The 16,347-nt window shown below is 59.7% G+C and carries 19 protein-coding genes and 1 tRNA gene; 14 read left to right on the top strand and 6 right to left on the bottom strand.

Annotated elements, in window-relative coordinates; translation table 11 throughout:
• Nucleotides 1-7 precede the first annotated feature (7 nt).
• Nucleotides 8-919 carry a phosphoserine phosphatase SerB gene (gene serB, locus CFR79_RS13495; protein ID WP_102324874.1) on the top strand — a complete coding sequence of 304 codons (912 nt, stop codon included), beginning with the start codon at nt 8-10 and terminating at the stop codon, nt 917-919.
• Here serB and CFR79_RS13490 read toward each other — a convergent pair.
• The gene (locus CFR79_RS13490) at nt 909-1,871 is read right to left on the bottom strand and encodes a cation diffusion facilitator family transporter (RefSeq protein WP_102324875.1); all 963 of its coding nucleotides are present in this window, start codon (nt 1,869-1,871) and stop codon (nt 909-911) included. The genes serB and CFR79_RS13490 overlap by 11 nt on opposite strands.
• 141 nt (nt 1,872-2,012) lie before the next feature.
• Here CFR79_RS13490 and CFR79_RS13485 point away from each other — a divergent pair, with 141 nt between their 5' ends.
• Nucleotides 2,013-2,864 carry a carbon-nitrogen hydrolase family protein gene (locus CFR79_RS13485; RefSeq protein WP_102324876.1) on the top strand — a complete coding sequence of 284 codons (852 nt, stop codon included), beginning with the start codon at nt 2,013-2,015 and terminating at the stop codon, nt 2,862-2,864.
• Nucleotides 2,861-3,664 (top strand): NAD kinase, encoded by an 804-nt coding sequence (locus CFR79_RS13480; protein WP_110548232.1) that lies wholly within the window; start codon nt 2,861-2,863, stop codon nt 3,662-3,664. Before CFR79_RS13485 ends, CFR79_RS13480 begins: the two co-directional genes overlap by 4 nt.
• Before the next feature lie 7 nt (nt 3,665-3,671).
• Here CFR79_RS13480 and CFR79_RS13475 read toward each other — a convergent pair whose 3' ends face one another.
• The 5 genes from CFR79_RS13475 to CFR79_RS13455 are packed head-to-tail and all read right to left on the bottom strand — an operon-like array spanning nt 3,672 to nt 7,559.
• Nucleotides 3,672-4,388 (bottom strand): M48 family metallopeptidase, encoded by a 717-nt coding sequence (locus tag CFR79_RS13475; protein WP_110548231.1) that lies wholly within the window; start codon nt 4,386-4,388, stop codon nt 3,672-3,674.
• Entirely contained in the window at nt 4,388-4,876 is a 489-nt protein-coding gene (locus CFR79_RS13470; RefSeq protein WP_102324879.1) for a YcgN family cysteine cluster protein, read from the bottom strand. The genes CFR79_RS13475 and CFR79_RS13470 overlap by 1 nt, the downstream gene beginning before the upstream one ends.
• Nucleotides 4,877-4,911: 35 nt before the next feature.
• Nucleotides 4,912-5,376, bottom strand: coding sequence for a hypothetical protein (locus tag CFR79_RS13465; protein WP_110548230.1), 465 nt, complete (start codon nt 5,374-5,376; stop codon nt 4,912-4,914).
• Entirely contained in the window at nt 5,376-6,386 is a 1,011-nt protein-coding gene (locus CFR79_RS13460; RefSeq protein ID WP_258373611.1) for an extracellular solute-binding protein, read from the bottom strand. The genes CFR79_RS13465 and CFR79_RS13460 overlap by 1 nt, the downstream gene beginning before the upstream one ends.
• A gap of 57 nt (nt 6,387-6,443) precedes the next feature.
• Entirely contained in the window at nt 6,444-7,559 is a 1,116-nt protein-coding gene (locus CFR79_RS13455) for an ABC transporter ATP-binding protein (protein WP_110548229.1), read from the bottom strand.
• A 99-nt stretch (nt 7,560-7,658) separates the two neighbouring features.
• Between CFR79_RS13455 and CFR79_RS13450 the strand changes: the two genes are divergently transcribed.
• The 11 genes from CFR79_RS13450 (at nt 7,659) to CFR79_RS15715 (ending at nt 15,500) form a co-directional block, all read left to right on the top strand.
• A complete protein-coding gene (locus CFR79_RS13450) occupies nt 7,659-7,916 on the top strand; it encodes a hypothetical protein (RefSeq protein ID WP_102324882.1) in 258 nt (85 codons plus the stop codon).
• Nucleotides 7,917-7,956: 40 nt separating this feature from the next.
• Nucleotides 7,957-8,391, top strand: coding sequence for a hypothetical protein (locus CFR79_RS13445; protein ID WP_110548228.1), 435 nt, complete (start codon nt 7,957-7,959; stop codon nt 8,389-8,391).
• 178 nt (nt 8,392-8,569) lie between these two features.
• Nucleotides 8,570-9,052: a MarR family winged helix-turn-helix transcriptional regulator gene (locus CFR79_RS13440; RefSeq protein ID WP_102324884.1), complete on the top strand. Its 483-nt coding sequence runs from the start codon at nt 8,570-8,572 to the stop codon at nt 9,050-9,052.
• Nucleotides 9,053-9,296: 244 nt separating this feature from the next.
• Nucleotides 9,297-9,491 carry a DUF1656 domain-containing protein gene (locus CFR79_RS13435; protein ID WP_010510087.1) on the top strand — a complete coding sequence of 65 codons (195 nt, stop codon included), beginning with the start codon at nt 9,297-9,299 and terminating at the stop codon, nt 9,489-9,491.
• 28 nt (nt 9,492-9,519) lie between these two features.
• Nucleotides 9,520-10,431 (top strand): biotin/lipoyl-binding protein, encoded by a 912-nt coding sequence (locus CFR79_RS13430; RefSeq protein ID WP_102324885.1) that lies wholly within the window; start codon nt 9,520-9,522, stop codon nt 10,429-10,431.
• A gap of 16 nt (nt 10,432-10,447) precedes the next feature.
• Complete coding sequence (locus tag CFR79_RS13425; protein WP_102324886.1) at nt 10,448-11,965, top strand: efflux transporter outer membrane subunit; 1,518 nt, start codon at nt 10,448-10,450, stop codon at nt 11,963-11,965.
• Nucleotides 11,966-12,128: 163 nt separating this feature from the next.
• Nucleotides 12,129-12,216 (top strand) — tRNA-Leu (locus CFR79_RS13420).
• A gap of 63 nt (nt 12,217-12,279) precedes the next feature.
• The gene (locus CFR79_RS16230) at nt 12,280-13,089 is read left to right on the top strand and encodes a DUF6538 domain-containing protein (protein WP_258373609.1); all 810 of its coding nucleotides are present in this window, start codon (nt 12,280-12,282) and stop codon (nt 13,087-13,089) included.
• Nucleotides 13,040-13,873, top strand: coding sequence for a tyrosine-type recombinase/integrase (locus CFR79_RS16225; protein ID WP_258373608.1), 834 nt, complete (start codon nt 13,040-13,042; stop codon nt 13,871-13,873). The genes CFR79_RS16230 and CFR79_RS16225 overlap by 50 nt, the downstream gene beginning before the upstream one ends.
• 926 nt (nt 13,874-14,799) lie before the next feature.
• Nucleotides 14,800-15,084, top strand: a complete 285-nt coding sequence (locus CFR79_RS13410) for a tlde1 domain-containing protein (protein ID WP_220030288.1) — start codon at nt 14,800-14,802, stop codon at nt 15,082-15,084.
• 77 nt (nt 15,085-15,161) lie between these two features.
• Complete coding sequence (locus tag CFR79_RS15715) at nt 15,162-15,500, top strand: hypothetical protein (RefSeq protein ID WP_181417447.1); 339 nt, start codon at nt 15,162-15,164, stop codon at nt 15,498-15,500.
• The last annotated feature ends 847 nt before the right edge of the window (nt 15,501-16,347 follow it).

The following is a 16,347-nucleotide window of genomic DNA, read 5'->3' as shown; positions in this document are numbered from 1 at the left end:
GGACCTCATGGCTGATTCTTCTCCTTCCTTCTCCCATACCCTTGTACTGGTGGCCAATCGTGACGCCACATCCCTTACGCAGGTGGATATCCATGCGGCGCGTGACCTGGTGCACGGGGCGGCTCCCGTCACCCTTTCGGAAGGGGAAGCTGTCGAGATCGCGTGTCATGCCCCTTCCACATGGGATGCGCCAGATATCGCCGCGCTGCGCACGGTCTTTGCCGGGCGGGGAATGGACGTGCTGGTAACGCCGCGACACGGCCGCCGCAAGCGCCTGCTGGTGGCGGACATGGACAGCACGATCGTCAACTGCGAAACGCTGGACGACATCGCGGCCCATGCCGGGATTGGTGAAAAGATTGCGGAAATCACCACGCGGTCCATGAATGGCGAGATCGAATTCGAAGCCGCCCTGCGCGAGCGCGTCGCCCTGCTGCGCGGCCTGCCGGTCAACCTGCTGGACAAGGCGTGGAAGGATGTCCGCCTCAATCCCGGCGCGCTGGAACTGGTGCGCACCATGCGGGCGAATGGCGCGCATACGGCCCTTGTATCGGGTGGGTTCACGTTCTTCACCAGCCGCGTGGCCCAGCTATGTGGCTTCAACGAAAACCATGCCAACACGCTGCTGGAAGCGGATGAGCGGCTGACCGGGCATGTCGGCCTGCCCATTCTGGGGCCGGATGCGAAGCTGGAACACCTGCGCCGTCTGGTCGCGCATGGCGGGATCGACATGCACGACGCAATGGCGACGGGCGACGGGGCCAATGACCTCGCCATGCTGCGCGTGGCCGGTGCGGGCATCGCGTTTCATGCCAAGCCCGCCGTACGGCGTGAGATCAGCAATCAGGTGAACGAGACAACCCTGCGCACCCTGCTGTTCGCGCAGGGTTACCGCGCGGACGAATTCGTCACGGCGTAGGCGCACCTGCCCCGGTGGTGGCCACGCCCGCGGGCTGGGTGTGGCTGTCCTGTGCCTCCACAAATACACGCGTGACATCGGGGTAGTGCTGCTTGATCTGGCGTTCCAGTGCGCTGACCACCGTCTCGACCTGTCCTGCACTCATGTCATTGCGGAAATCGACGCTGATCGCCACCAGCACGTCATGCGGGCCGAAATGCATGGAACGGATCTCGTTCAGCCGTTCCACCCCCTCCGCCGCCAGCGCCATGCGCCGCAGGGCGACCAGAACTTCGGGGGCCACGCCTTCCCCCGTCAGCAGGGACTGGGATTCGCGGGCGAGGAACCCCGCCGTCACCGCAAGGATGCAGCCGATCACGATGGACGCCACGCCATCGAACACCGGCATGTCCAGACATTCGGCAAGGATATTGCCCACCAGCGCCACGGCCAGACCGGCCAGCGCCGCCGTATCCTCGAACAGGACGGTGAAGACGGTGGGGTCCTTGCTGACCTGTACCGCCTCGACCCAGCCGCGCTTGCCCTTGCCATCCTTGCGGAAAGCCCGCAGGGCGAACAGCCAGACAGACCCTTCGAAAACGATGCTGGCGACCAGCACGGCGTAATTGACGGCCACATGCGCCAGTGGCTGCGGATGAAGGATGTGGACCACGCCTTCAAAAAAGGAAACGCCAGCCCCCAGCCCGAAAATCAGCAGCGCCACAACGAATGTCCAGAAATACAGTTCCAGCCCGTGCCCGAACGGGTGCAGCGCCGTGGCGGGACGGGTCGCGCGCCGGATGCCGACCAGAAGCAGGCCCTGATTGCCGGTATCGATAAGGGAATGGATGGCCTCGCTCAGCATCGAAGCGCTTCCCGTCACGATGGCCGCACCGAATTTCGTGGCGGCCACCAGCAGGTTACCCAGCAGGGCCGCGAAAATGACTGTTCGGGAAGAAGCGGAATGTGCCATTGATTTTCAACCTGAAATACATCCCCATCCTATGCCCCTTTCCCCCCTTTTGACAGACTGCGCGGCTCATCCCTGCCAGTTGCGGTTGGCGGGGTGCCTGTCCTATGGTCGGACGATAATGCCTGTGGAGGTCTCCGCCTTATGCGCACCACTGTGATCCAGATGGCGCCCGGCGCATCCGCGCCCGAAAATATCGACCGTGCCCGCGCACTGATCAATGCCGCCGTCAGTTCCGACAAGCCCGATCTTGTCATCCTGCCGGAAATGTGGAGCTGCCTCGGGGGCACGCGGGACATGAAGTTCGCCGCCGCCGAAAACCTGCCCGCCCCCGATGACAAGGGCGAAGCCGGACCGCTGTACGCGTTCCTGTCCGGCATCGCGCGCGAACATGGCATCATGCTGCATGGCGGTTCCATCGGGGAACGGCATGGCGGCAAGCTGTTCAATACATCCCTGTTCTTTGACGCCGAAGGGCATGAGCGCGCGCGCTACCGCAAGATCCATCTGTTTGATGTGACCACCCCCGGCGGCGAAGGCTACCGGGAAAGCGATACCTATGAACCCGGTTCCGATATCGTGACCGTGCCGCTTGACCACGGGCTGAAGGCCGGGCTGGCCATCTGTTACGATATCCGCTTCCCCGCCCTGTTCCACGCGCTGCGCGCACGCGGCGCCAATGTCCTGCTGGTTCCCGCCGCCTTCACGGTGGAAACCGGTCTTGCGCACTGGGAAACGCTGCTGCGCGCGCGCGCGATCGAAACCCAGTGCTGGATGGTCGCTTGCGGCACCACCGGCACCCACACGGACGAAAACGGCCAGAGCCGCCGCACCTATGGCCATTCCATGATCATCGACCCATGGGGGACGATCGTGGGCCAGGTATCGGACGGGCCGGGCTGGAGCACCGCGCGCCTTGACCGCACGGTGACGGAGAGCATCCGCGAGCGCATGCCGGTCATGGCGCATCATCGCCTGTCCATCCACACTCCATGAATGACGCGTCATACCCGGACTGGACTGACGGCACCCTTCCCACACGGCTGCATTTCGCCGCCGCCCCCAATGAAAGCGCCGAACTGTGGCTGGACCGTCTGGTCGGGCAGTACGGGCAGTGCCCGCCGGAAACGGCAGATGCCCTGATCTGTCTGGGTGGCGACGGCTTCATGCTGGAAACGCTGCATACGACACTGGGGCGCAGGTTGCCGGTTTATGGCGTCAACTGCGGAACCGTGGGTTTCCTCATGAATCCGGCGGTGCCGGACAACCTGCCGCAGCGTCTGGCGGCAGCACAGGCCGCAACCCTGCACCCGCTGCGCATGAAGGCCACGACACGCGGAGGGGAATGTATCCACGCCCTGGCGCTGAATGACGTGTTCCTGTTCCGCCAGACACGGCAGGCCGCGAAAATCCGCATTGAGGTGGACGACCGCGTGCGCATGCCCGAACTGATCTGCGATGGCGTGCTGATCGCAACGCCTGCGGGTTCAACGGCCTATAACCTGTCCGCGCATGGGCCGATCGTGCCCCTTTCGGCCAACCTGCTGCCGCTTACCCCCATCAGCGCGTTTCGCCCGCGGCGGTGGCGCGGCGCGCTGTTGCCCTCCACCGCAAGGGTGCGCTTCGACATTCTGGAAACGGACAAGCGCCCCGTCGCGGCGGTGGCCGATTTTACCGAAGTGCGCGATGTCGTTTCCGTCGAGATCAGCGAAGCACGCGAACTGCATACCACCGTGCTGTTCGATCCGGGCCAGAGCCTGTCGGAACGGATCATAGCCGAACAGTTCACCGCCTGATCCCGCTTCAGGCGGGCACCATGCGATGCAGGCTGGCCCCGTTGGCATGCAGCCATTTTTCCGCCTGACGGCGGTGCGGGGTCAGCCTGTCCACCAGCAGCCAGAAATCCGGGCCGTGATTCATATGGCGCAGATGCGCCAGTTCATGGGCGATGATGTAATGCTGTACTTCCTGCGGGGCCATGACCAGCCGCCAGCATAACATGATGGCGCCATCGGACGAGCAGCTTCCCCAGCGGCTTTTCGTATCGCGCAGCCTGACCTGCGTGGGGCGAAGGCCGCACTGCCCGGTCAGCAGGCGCAGCCGCGCGGGCAGCAGCACCTGCGCCTGCGCACGCAGATAGGCCGCCACACGACGGGCAATGAACTCCTCGGCCCCGCTTACGTGCAGTCGCCCGTCCTCCAGCCACACGCCGCGCCGCGCATCAGGACAGTGACGGATTTCATGCCTCTGTCCGTCCAGCAGGACATATCCCCCGTCGCATAGTTCCGGCATGGGCGGCAGGCGGGACAGCCCTGCCGCCACCCAGCCTGAATGCGCGCGCAGCAGGGACAGCCCATCGGCCTTGCGCGCGCCGCGTGGCAGGGTGATGATGACATGCCCGCTACGGGGATCGATGCGCATGGAAATCCGCCGCGCCTGCCGCGAGGGCCGCCACTGCACCGTTACCTGACCGGAGGCGATGGGCACGGTTTCCACAGCCGCGACAGCGCCCGCCACCATCAGCGACGACGCGGCCGCTTACGGCAGAAAGCGCCGCGGGGCGCTTCCCCCGGCCAGTCGATCACATGGTCTTCCAGCATCCCTGCCTTCCGTTCGCTTATGACCCGGCCGCTTACGGATATTCCGGCCTCGTGCACGGTCTCGCGCGTGCCCGATACCAGCGGATGCCACCATGGCAGCGGTTCACCATCACGCACCAGGATGTAGCCGCAGGTGGGGGGCAGCCAGTCGATGTCAGCCACCATTTCCGCCGTCAGGCTGATGCAGTCCTGCACGCGGCGCTGACGGTTGGCGTAATCGGTGCACAGACATGTATCGGTATCAAGCAGGCGACAGGCCACATCGGTGAACAGCACCTCGTCCGTGTCCTCCTCACGCAGCTTGTGCAGACAGCACCGGCCGCACCCGTCACATAGCGACTCCCACTGTTCGCGCGACATCTGCTCCAGCGGGGTCGTTTCCCAGAATGGGGGCGTATCGTGCGTCATGCGCGTGATCCTGACGTATCCATGCGTAAAAAACCTTAAGACCGGGCAACCGCCACCATGGCGCACAGGGCGATCATGATGATGGAAAACGCCGTCACCCCCGCCACCGGCCCCCCAAGCAGCGGCAGCCACAACAGCCGCATCCTTGCCTTCATATCCGCGCCCAGCCCGCTGGCCGTACGCACAAGGCCGGGCGGAATCCGGTCCAGCACACGCAGCAGCGGCCACATGGCGGCAGGGGCCAGACATATACCCTGCATGCCGCTACCTACCATACCCGCCATGCCCATATGGGCGGGCCACCACAGGGCAAGCCCCAGTCCCGGCAGCACAAGGGCCAGCATCAGCCCGCGCAGCAGGACACACCGTTCAGGCCATGCCCGGTACAGCACGGCCTGCACCGCCAGCACCAGCAGACAGCCCACCAGCAGTCCTGCAGCCGTACAGCCCATATCCAGCCCCAGCAGGCCGGCAGGCCGGAACGCAATTTCGGGTATCATCAGGTCGCGTTCCGCAGCCACGTATCAAACCGCCGCGACAGGGCGGCGTAGTGGGTCTGCCAGAACTGGACATCCACGGGCAGGACCCTGCCCTGATGGCCGGGATCCGGCACGGACGCCGGATACAGGCCAAGGAAGGCCGCCTGCCGGTCAGGCTGGATAATAAAATGCAGCAGGTTGCGCGACTGGCCCAACTGCTCCGCCGACTGGCCAGCCACTACCCCCCATGACAGGCCATAGGACAGCGCCATATCCGCATTCACGCCAATCGTGTCCCTGCGGGCGGGGGCGATGGTCCGTACCGCATCCCCCGGCGCGCTGCTCATCAGCACCTGTCCGTGTTCCAGGATGCTGGCGGCCTCCGCTGGGGTGGACCACCACGTTATGTAAGGACGCAACTGGCTCAGCTTGCGAAAGGCGCGGTCCACCCCCTGCGTGGTTGCAAGCTGGTTATAGACATCATCGGGGGGCACCCCATCGGCCATAAGCGCGATTTCAAGCGTGGTGCGGGGATCATGCCGCAACCCGCGCTTGCCGGGAAAGCGGACGATGTCCCAGAAATCCGCCCAGCGCGGGGCGGTTCCGCTCCATGCCCGGTCCCATGCCACCACTACCTGTGTGGTCAGGCCCGGCACGCCACAGCCATCGGGGTTGGTCGTACTGCCCGCCAGATGCACGACCAGCCCCTGCACGCATGCGGCACGGATGGTGCTGTCATCGGTAAAGACCAGTGACCATGATCCCCTGCCATCCGCATGCAGGCCATGGGTATCGAGTTCCTGCACGGTGCCATGCCAGACCCTGTGGATCACCGGCTGCCCGGACATGCGGGCAAAGGGCTGGAAAAACGCAGCATTCTGCGCCTGTTCCAGCCGCGAATCCATGGTCGCCACCACCAGGGCCGGTTTATGGCGTGCCCTTGCCGCATGACCTGAAACGGGCAGCAGGGACAGCCCCCCCGTTGCCGCAAGCAGGCAGAGCAGGGCTGAACGGATGGACCAACGGGGCACGAACTGAAACACGGACAGGAAACAGCCTTTTACGCAGATGCTGACGGATGCCGGACGCTACCCCATTTCGCCGCGGAACGGAAAGGCAATTGCCTGCGCCGGCTGCCAGGCCAGCATGGCCGTCTGTCCCGGCTTCACACGTTGCAGCCCCGGCGCGGGGGGACGGCGGGCAAGCAGTTCCTCCCCATTGGCCAGCCGGAAACGCAGCAGGACATGATCGCCCATCTGCCGCAGGTCGGTCAGCGTGGCTTCCAGCAGCGGCGGTTCATCGGGGTCGGCGCTGACCGCCATGCCGGGGCGGGTGGGAAAAATGACCGCGATACGGTCGGGACGGATGCACAGCGTGGCAAGCTGGTCCGCCGCCACGTCGGGTGCCGCCATGGCTTCGACCGGCAGGCCACCGGGCAAATGCGCCCGCGCCACGTCGTCATCGATACTGGCCACGCGGACCGTCAGGCTGTTGGCATGGCCGAACCCGGTGGCAACCCGGTCACAGGCCGGGCGGTCGAACAGATCGAGCGCCGTGCCCGTCTGCACGATTTCCATGCCCGACATATAGGCGATGGTATCACCCAGAAGCAGCGCATCCTCACGCTCCCGCGTCAGCAGGACCACGCACAGCCCCCGCGCCTGCACAAGCCGCCCGACAAGGCGGCGCATGGCGACACGGCTGACCGGCGGCAGGGATGTGAACGGATCTTCCAGCACCAGCACGGCCGGGTCCAGCACCAGCACCCGACCGATCATGACGCGCAGCGCCTGCTCGCGCGTGAGGGAAAGGGGACTGGCGTTTTCGAGTCCGTCGAGTCCCAGCAGCGCCAGAACCGCGCGTACCCTTGCCGCCACCGCCTGCGTTCCCACGCCGCGTGCGCGCAGGGCAAAGGCCAGGTTGGCCTGAACATTCATATGGGCGAATAGCGGGTCCCGCCAGCCTGCCAGCACGCAGGGTCGCCTGCCTGCGGGCAGGGTCGTGATATCGACCCCGTCGACCTCGATCCGGCCCGCATGCACCGCCGTCTGCCCCACTAGCATGTCCGCCACGACCGACAGACATTCGGCGCGGTCATTCACAATGGCCAGACAGGACCCTGCGGATGCAGAAAACGACAGCGCGGACGCACCGGAAAAAGCCCTCAGTGCGTTGACAACCAGCCGTAAGGAGAAAGGAGACATGCGATAACAGAAACCTGACTGGGGAGATAACGCGTTATAAGCAATGGTTGCCTCCTTACCAGAGGATTATGGACTTTACCCTTCATAAAGGACCGGACAATGAGCAAGACAGACACCATCAAGCAGGTTACCCATGAAGACCTGCAGGCCCTGAAAAGCCAGATCGAAAACCTGCTGGGCGCACACGGCAAGCAGGCGCTGCATGATGTCGCGGGCAAGGCCGAGCATCTGGTCAGCAACGCACGCGAAACGATCGCGGAACACGCGCCCAAAAGCGGTGGCTCACGCGCTCGTTCGCTGGTGGCTATCGCCATTTTCTCGGTGATCGGCTACTTTCTTGGCCGCGCGACGAAATAAGGCGTTTTAGCCTGCTGCAACCAGAGGATATGCGAGCATCATGAGAATAGGCGAAATCGGCAGAACCATCATTGAAGGGGAACTGACCCTACGCAAACTGATGGCAATCCGTCTTGGTCGTCAGGCCGCATTTCTGGTTGTCGCAGCTATATTCGCTTTCTTTGCCATCATTTCAGGGCACGGCCTGCTGTGGGCCTTCTGCTACCAGACGCTGGGCTTCAGCGCGCTGGGGGCGGCGGCCACGGTGTTCGCGGCCGATGTGCTTGTGGTTCTGATGGGGCTGGTCATGGGGCGGCGCTCCTACATGACCCCGGAAGAAATCCGCGTGCGATTCGCCCGCGAACATGCCCTGAACGAACTGCGGCAGACGGTGGCCCTGTCCGCCGTGGCCACCACGGTGGCGGGACCGCTGACACGTCACACGCTGCGTGCCGTGTGGGGCGTGCTGCAGACCCTGATGGGCCGCCGCAGATAAGCCAGCACCCCTGCGCCCGGACTATCTGGCAATGATCTACGTCATTGCCAGATAGTATCCATGCCGAAATTGCATTGGCTCACATTGTCGTTTTCTGGAAACGTGCAGCGGTTGGATATAATAAGCACGCAAATGGTTTGCATGCTTAATAACTGCATGTCCCCGCTGACGGAACACAATGCCCGATTTCGAGCGCAACGAGAAAGAACTGTCGTTCGGTCGTCGTCTTGCCCGGCTTGGCGCCGCATGGCGGCGGCAGGTCGACAATGACCTGCGCGACTATGGCCTGACCGAGGCGACATGGCGGCCCGTTCTGTATCTGGGACTGCTGCCGCCACCCGTGCGCCAGACGGACCTTGTCCGCGCGCTTGAAATCGAAGCCCCTTCCGTCGGTCGCCTGCTTGACGTGCTTGAACGCCGCGGCCTCGTGTTCCGTTCCCCCGACCGGGCGGACAAACGCTCCAAGCTGGTCAGCCTGACTGACAAGGGCGAACATATCGCCCGGCAGGTCCGCCATGCGGTTGAAGCGGTATCGAGCCGCCTGCTGGACGGCATCTCCACCCCCGAACTTCAGGCGTGCTATTCGGTCTTCGAACGGATCGAGGCCAATCTGTATGACCGGACCGGCGCATCCGCCGAAGTGGCGGGGGGACCGTCATGAACTTCCCGGTCGCTCCCCTTCCCCCCGTTCGGGTCGGACAGGACACATCCATAATGGCACCCGATGCCGGATGGACCCGCCATGATGGCGGCAAAAGGCGGACATCTTTGCACTTTGGCGCCATTGCCGGTTTCTTCCGGTCGCCCGGTCCGCTACAGATAGCGGCGGACACGCGGGGCATCTGCCATCGTCTGTTCCCGCCTGCTTCTCCTTCAACGGGACCGTTCGGAATGAGAACCGCCTGATGCTGAGCGAATTCAATCTATTCGGTGTCTTCATGGCACCGATTGTGGTCTATGCCGTCGCGGCCTTGCCCGTCACCATGCTGTTGCGCTCGCTGTTATGGTGGTGTGGCATCATGAAATGGTTCTGGCATCTCGCCCTGTTCGAGGTCGCGCTATACACTTGCGTCCTCTGCCTCATGATCCTGTACATCTGACTGCCCCAAGAAGGTTCGAGAAATCCCCATGCCCCTCCTGCGCACCCTCATTCGTGTGGTCCTGACCCTGGCGGTCGTAACGATGGCCATCGTCATGGGAATCACCTTATGGGACACCTACATGATTGCCCCGTGGACGCGTGATGGACGTGTCCGTGTCTATGTTGTCGATGTGGCGCCGGAAGTATCGGGAACGGTGGTGCAACTGCCGGTGGTCGACAACCAGTACGTCCATCGTGGCGACCCGCTGTTCGTGCTTGACCCCGTGCGTTTCCGTCTGGCCATCCGCGAGGCGCAGGCCCGTCTGGACGGCGCGCTGGAGGACCTGAAGCTCAAGCAGAATGACGCACGCCGCCGTATGGGGCTGGGTGGCATCGTGTCGGCGGAAGAGCAGGAAGTCTTCAACTCGAACGTCGCAACCCAGATCGCATCGGTGGACGCGGCCCGCGCGGCCCTTGATCTGGCCAAGCTGAACCTGCAGCGCTCCATCCTGTATTCCCCCGTCAACGGCAACATCACCAACCTGAACCTTCGGGTTGGTGATTACGTGACCGAGGGACATGCCCGGCTGGCGGTAATCGATGCGGATTCCTACTGGGTCAACGGCTATTTTGAAGAAACCAAGATGTGGGGCGTGCATGTGGGTGACGAAGCCCGCGTCAAGCTCATGGGTTACAAGGACATCATCCCCGGTCACGTCGTCAGCATCGCGCGCGGTATCAACGACCAGAACGGCAAGCCCGACGGGCTGGGCCTGCAGGATGTCAGCCCGATCTTTACATGGGTGCGACTGGCGCAGCGTATCCCGGTGCGTATCCATCTGGACCACGTGCCTGACAGCGTGACGCTGGCCGCCGGCATGACCGCCACGATCAGCGTCGGACCCCAGTCCCGTACCCAACGCGGCCGTCTGACGACCTGGCTGCAAGACCATCTGTAAGGCGCCGGGCACGATCATGAACATCAATTCCGTTACCCGCAGGACCGGCCTGTTCCTGACCGCGGCCATCTTCCTGACCGGCTGCACGGTCGGGCCGCGGTACCAGCCGGACCGCATGAAACCCCCGGCCAAGTTCACCGAGGACGATCACGCCGCCACGCCGGAGGAGATCGAGGAAACCGACCGGGAACTGAAGCAGTGGTGGCACCTGTTCAAGGACCCTGAACTCGACAGGCTGGTCGACAAGGCGATTGCAGGCAATTACGACCTGCAGGCAGCCGGGCAGCACATCCTTGCGGAACGCGCCATCCGCGATGTGCAGGCATCGCAGTGGTATCCGCAGCTTGATGCCGATGCGGGCGGCGGTAACGTGCGGTATTCGATCAATATCGAAAACTGGCCCCTTCGCCCCGGCAACCCGGCCAACCACCCGGATGCGAACTACCTGACCTACGGCATGGCCGGAAGCTGGCAGCTTGACGTATTCGGTCGCATCCGCCGCAGCGTGGAAGCGCAGAAATACGCGGTCGAGGCGACGATCGAGGAACGTCGCGCGCTGATGGTCATGATCCTGTCCGAAGTGGCAAGCGATTACATGATGCTGCGTGACCAGCAGTTGCGGCTGGAGATCGCGAACAACAACATCCACGTCGCGCAGGATGCCTATGATCTGACCAACCGCCTGTATCTGGAAGGCGTGGGCAACACGATGCAGATCGCGCAGGCCAAGGCGGAACTGGATTCCCAGACCGCGGCGCGTGAACCGCTGAAGACCCATATCTCCCAGATCACGCATGCGCTTGATGTGCTGATGGGACAGATGCCGGGCACGTCGGAAATCGAACTGAAGGTAGCCAAACCGCTGCCCAAGGTGCCGGAATTCCCCGCGGCCCTGCCGTCGATAGTTCTTGCCAACCGTCCCGACATCCGCACAGCCGAACGCCAGTACGCCGAAGCCACGGCCCGAATCGGCATGGCGGTGGCGCAGCTTTATCCGAATTTCAGCATCCCCATCAGCTTCAACCCGAACGCATCCGTTATGTCCCAGATGACGGAAGCCGCCACGATGAGCTGGCAGTTCCTGATGATGGCATCGCTGCCGCTGATGCACGGCGGCAAGATGACATCGCAGGTCCGCGCAACGCAGGCGGCGGCGGAAGCCAGCCGCCTGAACTATCGCCAGACCGTGCTCAAGGGCTTCCGTGAAGTCGAAGATGCGATGGCCGCATGGCATGATGATGAAGAACACACGGAACTGCTGGCCAAGGCGGCGGAAGACAGTGCGCTGGCCAGCGAACGCGCCCGCAAGCTGTATGCCGCCGGTCTTGTCGGCTTCCTGGAAGTACTGACGACGGAACGCACGACCCTGAACGCCCAGAATGCCGAAGCCATGGCGCGGCTGGAGCGCCTGCAGGATGCCATCAACCTGTACACCGCACTGGGCGCCGGGTGGCAGGGCATAGCCCTGACCAATACAACCCTGCCGGTATCACTTGAAAAGCAGAACATACTGGCCCGCGCATTCCAGCAGTAAGTTTTCCTGATACTGGCCTGCGCGGACGGGCGGGCCAGTATCAGAAACACGCCTCCATTCCTGCACCTATGCATGTCGGGTGAGGTCATCCGGCTGACAGTCCAATAAAATCCCTGCCTGACGATTGTCCTGCGCCCCACTTATGCTAAACAGGGCGGCATATGCGAGCTTGGCGGAATGGTAGACGCACGAGACTTAAAATCTTGCGCCCGCAACAGGGCGTGCGGGTTCGAGTCCCGCAGCTCGCACCACAAGCTGTTGAAAAACAGAGGTATTTTGTCCGAGAGGGAATTTTCCCATAATGGGAAAACTTCATGCTCCGCGCCATTCCGTCCCGCCGCACCGGACAGCCCCGTTATCACTTCCGCCGCATCGTCCCGGCAATGCTCCGCCCCCTGCTGGGCAAGACCGAGATTTCCCTCGTCCTTCATACCTCTGATAAACTGGTCGCCCGTGAACATGCAGCCGCCCTGTACGCTAGGACGGGACAGCTTTTCAGAACAGGCAAGATGCAACACCCCACCAAAGACGACCTTCTGGCCCTCTATCGCGACCTTATTGAAAGCTACGAGGCCGCTCTGAAAGCTCAGGAAGAGAGTGCCGCGAAAGTGCTCGAAGCCGAGCGCGCCCAGCATCTCATTGAAAAAGCCGATCTGGTCACCAAGCAATCAACCTTCCTCAATACGGTCCTGCCTCACATGGAAGGCCTTCTGAAGGGATTGGGACAACTCAGGCACACCCTCGAAAAACGGGAAGTCTGGGCTGTCACCGAAAAACAGGGTTTACAAAACCAGATCACCACGCTCTGTAGCCTGATCCAGACCAGCCTGCCTCACAATGAAGATAAACCCGATGGGCAGAAATCCTCGTCCAAACAACCGCGCAGCATGAAACTGTCGGCGGCGGCGGACAAATTTGTCTTCTCGGTGCCATCCAAAAGTGCTGGCACCATCAAGGGAACCGGCAAGACCGTAGCCCTTTTCACCGAAGCGTTCGGAGATATCCCGGTTCACCAGATCACCGGTGACGTGGTTGGAGAATTTTACGACTTATTGTCTGGCCTGCCGACCACCCATGGCAAAGGTAAGGTCACCTCCCCTTCGGGACGCTGTCAGAGAAGCTGAGAAGAATGGAGCAGAACTCGTCTCCGGCAAGACCGTCAAAAACCATTTCTCACGCATGTCTGCGATCTGGAGCGAACTGGTCCTGCGAGACCTCGCTCCCAAAAACCCCTGGGCCAACTGGTCTTTCGATTTAACACAAAAGACCAATCGCCGGGCCTGGTCAGAAGACGAACTGAGAACACTCCTGACGTCAAAATGGCTGGGCCGGATTTTCCCCGAACGCAGCTATCGGGGCATTGTGCGCGTTGCTCTTTATACCGGCATGCATCTGGGCGAGATCTGCAATCTGAGGAATGAGGATATCGAAGTCCTGAACGGTATTCCCTGTTTCCATATCCGGCCCCATACGGTTAAGATCGACGGCAAAATCTGGGAATGGTCTCCCAAGACATCGGCTGGCACCCGTATCATGCCCATTCACAGCAAACTGCTGGAAAAAGGGATCCTTGAGGAATTCAGAAACTCCGGCCCCTATTTCTTCAGTGAACTACCTATCTCCAATTTTGGAGTGCGATGCGCCAATTTTGAACTGATATTTTCCAAACATAAACGGCGCCTGAACCTGCCAACGCAGGTCATCTTTCACTCCTTCCGCCATCTGGTTTCAACCGTGCTCAGAAATCAGGACAGTCACATTCGAGAGCTTTGGATTGATAGCCTGTTAGGCCATGAAGCCACCCATAAAAATCAGGGCACGACCCAATACACATCGGCTATTTATCTGCAAAATCTCCAGTGGGTTGTGGAGGTCATTACCTATCCCGATGACATTGCAAACTGGTGAACACCGAGCCGGCCTGCTCTGGTTTTAAGGGCAGGATTGAAGGACACTGGCGCTGTTTCTTGTCACCAATCCCGCAGCAGATACGGGTATCCGCAACTGTCCCGCCGACATGACCTTCACGCCCGGGGAGTAGATCCTTTATCCACTCCCACTGACCATCGCTCAGACCATACCGACGTATCCGCACATCTCTCCGAAAAACAGGGAGAAAACATCACAGATCGGATGAAATCGCAAGGCTTATGGCACTGCGTGCTAACTGACGACACGACCTAATGTATGAAGCAAGCGTTTTCACTGCCTGTCCGAGCAGACAGAACTTAAAACTTTCTCTTGACGGTGCGCGCAAGGTTTAATAGAAATAGAGGATAATGGGTTTTTTGCGATTATCTTGAGCGCCATTGCCACCCATCATGTTGCCTACCTTTTACTTATCGGTCGCAACCGAAAAATCTGACACATTTGCTTGTTGTGATTCAGCCTCAATGTCGCGTTTTAACAATTTAGGCCGATAAAGGGATTCAAGAACCTCGGTTGAAGCTTAACTGCCTTATCCGATTTCAATATTAAACTTGGACCTGCAGATACAAATCCGGAAGAAATTCTCACCAGACGGATAGCGGCTCTGGATGACAATGTTGAGGCGGGTTACCCGTGACATGAGTTTCTACCGTTCAAAGGGAAATTCCAAGCAGAAAATCAGCATTTTGGCTGATGAGACGGATTGATTTATCAGGGATGTTTCGGGTTTTTGGAACTGCCAGATGTTGTGGTTTATGTTGGCCATCATAGGTTCATTCTATCCGATCTTTGTTTTGGCTGCATCTCCCCTGAGGGGGAAAACTCAGTCGCACCAATAGCCGCTTACCAATGTTTCTATGCTAAATATATCAATTTAGCGAATTTACTTTCAGGAGGATGAGTATATGCCTTGGCAATATAGTCAATCTACAGGTGTTCTAAAATTAAACAACAAAATTGTTGCTCGTGGTTATTCAGGTATAGGAATAGGAAAGAACAAGCCGGAAAACGAAACAGTTCATAACATTGGTCCTATCCCTCGTGGAACATACTCCATTGGGAAGCCATTCCATCATGCACATACAGGCGCATATACCATGCGTCTTATTCCTATAAAGGGCACTAATGTATACGGAAGAACGGGATTTATGATCCATGGAGATAGTGCAAGTCATCCAGGAGAAGCATAAAATGGATGTATTATTGTAAAACTTGATTCGCGGCAGAGGATATGGAATAGCCACGACCATATTATAACGGTATCAAGATGAGATATTTATATTTAATTTATTTTTTCATGTTTACAAATTGCTCTTATGCGCAATCGCCACCGGCTTGCGAGCATTGGCCAAAAACCATGGCCCTTATGAGTATGAAGAACGCTGGAATTACTGACGCAACTCAAATAAATGAAAAAGAAACAAAGGTTATTCTTTTAGCTTATCAAGCTCTACCACGAGGTATTTTTAAAGAAATATATGATATCACTTATTTTTCCAATGATAGGAAACATGTATTTGAAGTTATAACGTCAAGTGAATCTTCATATGAAGAATGTTCCATGTCTGATGTTACAACATTTTTTATTTCTAAACGCTTAGAGTGATTCTGGAATGTGCCGTCAGATACCGGTGCTCCCCGAACTGCACCCAGGCGACATCGTCACCATGGACAATTTCGGCTCTCAAAAAGGCCCCGAAGATCAGGCTTCTGACGGTGTGAACGCCTAAGTGTGATACTGCCGGCACAGCCTACCAACGGAGTATGTCCGTTAGAGCAAATCTGATCAGTCTAGTTCATAACCTGCGGCAGTGAAGCAAGCGGCACCGCGACCGTGAGAGATGTCATCGATTACGCTACATATCAAGTCCAGCAGAGCATCGAGGGTTCGGGGTGCCTGTCGTCTGATCCATTCCTTCATTTTGACGAAGATGTTCTCGATTGGGTTGAAGTCGGGATTGTAGAATGGAGTGGGAATTGTGCCGGCTTTTCAAGTTTCCATCTGAAACCGAACAGTCCCCCCCCATAACCGCCGATATTATTGGCCTACAGCGAGTGATGATTGGAGCACGCGATCATAGAAAAAGAAACACGACTGGCCTCTCACCCTCTGTGACCTCATGTTCAAATTGAACAAGGTTAGCCAGAATTACCATACGCTTCAAAACAGCCTCTGACATGACATCCCCGTTCTGACTAGCTTGTCTGTAGGCACGCCGTACAAACTGGCAGTCATCCCGCAGCGTGGTCCAGTGGTGGAGGTTCTTTAAGAAACCAGATTGCCGCTTCATCACACAGGTCAGAAAAGAGAATTTCACCTACGGCGTGTCGTCAGTTAAGCTCTGAATGTGGCCTGTGAGGGTTGTACTTTGTGTCTGCGTGTGCTGACTGTTTTCCCGTTTTGAGGGAGACAGACAGATGCGGCGCTATAGTTTACGCGATGACCAGTGGGA

Origin of the sequence: Komagataeibacter saccharivorans, assembly GCF_003207825.1 — a bacterium.
GTDB lineage: Bacteria > Pseudomonadota > Alphaproteobacteria > Acetobacterales > Acetobacteraceae > Komagataeibacter > Komagataeibacter saccharivorans.
Note: the sequence above shows the minus strand (reverse complement) of the source record. Positions and strands in the feature narration are given on the sequence as shown.